This is a genomic window from Kitasatospora sp. NPDC059571, assembly GCF_042735675.1.
Taxonomy (GTDB): domain Bacteria; phylum Actinomycetota; class Actinomycetes; order Streptomycetales; family Streptomycetaceae; genus Kitasatospora.
In genome coordinates this window covers 1-2475 of record NZ_JBHWBW010000723.1, presented here as the reverse complement: position 1 = coordinate 2475, position 2475 = coordinate 1, and the positions used below count along the sequence as shown (strand labels likewise).

The 2475-nt window shown below is 71.4% G+C and carries 3 protein-coding genes; 1 reads left to right on the top strand and 2 read right to left on the bottom strand.

The features are described 5' to 3' along the window. Nucleotides 1–269: 269 nt before the first annotated feature. Entirely contained in the window at nucleotides 270–521 is a 252-nt protein-coding gene (locus tag ACFV0G_RS38285) for a WhiB family transcriptional regulator (RefSeq protein WP_014138019.1), read from the bottom strand. A 346-nt stretch (nucleotides 522–867) separates the two neighbouring features. Next, nucleotides 868–1839, bottom strand: coding sequence for a diacylglycerol/lipid kinase family protein (locus tag ACFV0G_RS38280; protein WP_380558164.1), 972 nt, complete (start codon nucleotides 1837–1839; stop codon nucleotides 868–870). A 51-nt stretch (nucleotides 1840–1890) separates the two neighbouring features. On the opposite strand from ACFV0G_RS38280, the gene ACFV0G_RS38275 reads away from it, so the two are divergent. Next, on the top strand, nucleotides 1891–2346 hold the full coding sequence (locus ACFV0G_RS38275) for a hypothetical protein (protein ID WP_380558161.1): 456 nt from the start codon (nucleotides 1891–1893) through the stop codon (nucleotides 2344–2346). The last annotated feature ends 129 nt before the right edge of the window (nucleotides 2347–2475 follow it).

Sequence of the window (2475 nt, the reverse complement as noted above, 5' to 3'; positions counted from 1 at the left end):
TGGGTCGACAGGGCCTCTCAACCCGTTCCGGCCGTCGGGGGGAGTCGGCCGGAACGGGGGCTCTGGGTGGTGCGACGCCCTCGTCGTGTTGCACACGGTGAGCGCCTCAGGTCCACGATATTGCTCTCAGTGAGCAGTATCAAGTACCCGGGCCGCTCGGCGTCGGCGCGGGTCCCGCCGTGGTGCGGGACCCTTCGTACGGAAGGTCCTGGACTGCTGGGAAGACAGGACCTGTGATCGTGTGTCGATCAGATGGTGCTGACGGTGTGTCAGGCGGTGCGGGCGCGGTTGCGGGCGGCGCGGCGCTTCATCGCACGGCGCTCGTCCTCGCTCATGCCGCCCCAGACGCCGGCGTCCTGGCCGGTCTCCAGTGCCCACTGCAGGCACTGCTCCATGACGGGACAGCGGCGGCACACGGCCTTGGCTTCCTCGATCTGCAGCAGAGCAGGACCGGTGTTCCCGATCGGGAAGAACAGCTCCGGGTCCTCTTCGCGGCAGACAGCGCGGTGGCGCCAGTCCATGGTCGTCCAACTCCTCCGGTCGGCGGGCGGTGGCCCGGGCCGACGCAATCGACGGTTTGTGAATGTGAACGCTTTCACGAATCCCGCAACAGCAAAAGGGACCAAAGGCCCATCGGGCCCGGGTGGTCTGTGCTGGGGTGGGGTTCGGGCGATTCGAGGGAGTCTCCGCTTGTCCCGCTGCGGCGTCTCCCGATCGCCATGTAGAGGTTCGCAAACCTCGGGCCCGGATACAACCCCCTTCGGGGAGGAATTTTTGATTCTTCGGTGTCGCCTAGCTCACAGCCCGTACTTCTATGGGGTGAAGGGGGCTAGCGCGTTCGAGAACAAGGGCAGACCCCCCTTCCGGTCACACAATCACACGCAGTGCCCGCCGAACGCCTGTGAAACTGACGCGACTCCTGTCTCCAAGGTGGTCCCCGTCGACCTGGAACGGGGCCGGTTCCTGTGAAACCAAGGTGAAGTGGCGGACGTCGTGATAGGAGACGACGTGCTTCCCGGCGGGCCCGGGGGCTTCGCCCTGCCCGTCCGCAGGGGTGTGCGACCGCAGAATCTGACGGACCGTTCGAGCGGTGCCGAACGCCGTCATCCGGGTGATGCCGAAGATGTCGAGATGGGTGTCGAAGGACGCGGCGGGGGAGGGCAGCACCGGCCGGTTCCCCAGGAAGGTCCACGGCGAGGTGTTGCTGACTATCGACAGAACAAGGCCCGGCACCGGCTCCTGACCGTTGATCTCCAGGGTGATCGGGCCGTTCCGCCGATGTTCACGCTCGGTAACATAGTGCCGGAGCGCCTGGCTGACGTAGAGCGCGTGCGTGGAGCGCCGCCCCGACCTGCGCTGCTCCTCCACCCGGCCCACCACGCCGGCGTCGAAGCCCAGCCCCGCGGTGAAGGTGAACCAGCGGTCCGGCTCGCCCTCGCTGAAGGCCTTGCCCAGGCCGATGGCGCGCTCCCGCCCGTGCGCCAGCGCGTCCAGCAGGGCGCCGGTCGCCTCCACCGGGTCGTTCGGCAGGCCCAGCGCCCGGGCGAAGACGTTGGTCGAACCCCCCGGGACCACCGCCAGCCGCGGCACCCGCTCGGACGGCCCATGGGTCAGCAGGCCGTTCACGACCTCGTTGACGGTGCCGTCGCCGCCCAGCGCCACCACCAGGTCCGTCGAGCCGTCCTCGGCGGCCCGGCGGGCCAGGTCGCCGGCGTGGCCGCGGTACTCGGTCTGCACGACCTCCAGCTTGAGGTCGCTGCGCAGGGCGTGGATCAGCACGTCGCGGGTGCGTCCACTGGTGGTGGTCGCCTTCGGGTTCACGACCAGGAGAGCGCGCATGGGCATCAGCCTACGGGTGGGTAGCGGGACCGCGACGGTTACCCTGCTGGGGTGACCGCTGAAACCGCCCACCCCTCGCCCGTTCCCGCGCCCGGCGCGAAGGCCCCCGACGCGCCCCGGACCGGCCGTCCCACCGCCCTGGTGGTCGGTGCCGCGATCACCCTCCTGGAGGGCGCCGCACTGGCCGTCTGGGGCCTGTACGACGTCGTCGCCGGGCTGGCCGGCAACCACATCTGGCTCGGCCGCAGCGAGGCGGGCGCGGTGGTGCTGCTGGTGATGGGCCTGCTGCCGCTGCTGGCCGGCCGGGCGCTGCTGCGCGGCCGCCGCTGGGGCCGCAGCCCCGCGGTGCTGACCCACTCGATCTGCCTGCCGGTCGCCTACTACATGTGGCAGGTGGGCGGCGCCATGACCGCGGCCGCCGTCGCCACCGCCGCCCTCGGCCTGGCCGGCATCGTCGCCCTGCTGAACCCCTCGGTCACCCGCACGCTGTACGGCGAGGCCGAGTAACCGCACCTCCCGCCGGCCCGGACGGTCCGCGGCCGGGACACGCGAAGGGGGGGGGGGGGCGGAGCCCGCGCGCCCCCCCCGCCCCGGGCGCGCGCGCGCCCCCCCCCCCCCCGCGCAGATAGCCCCCGG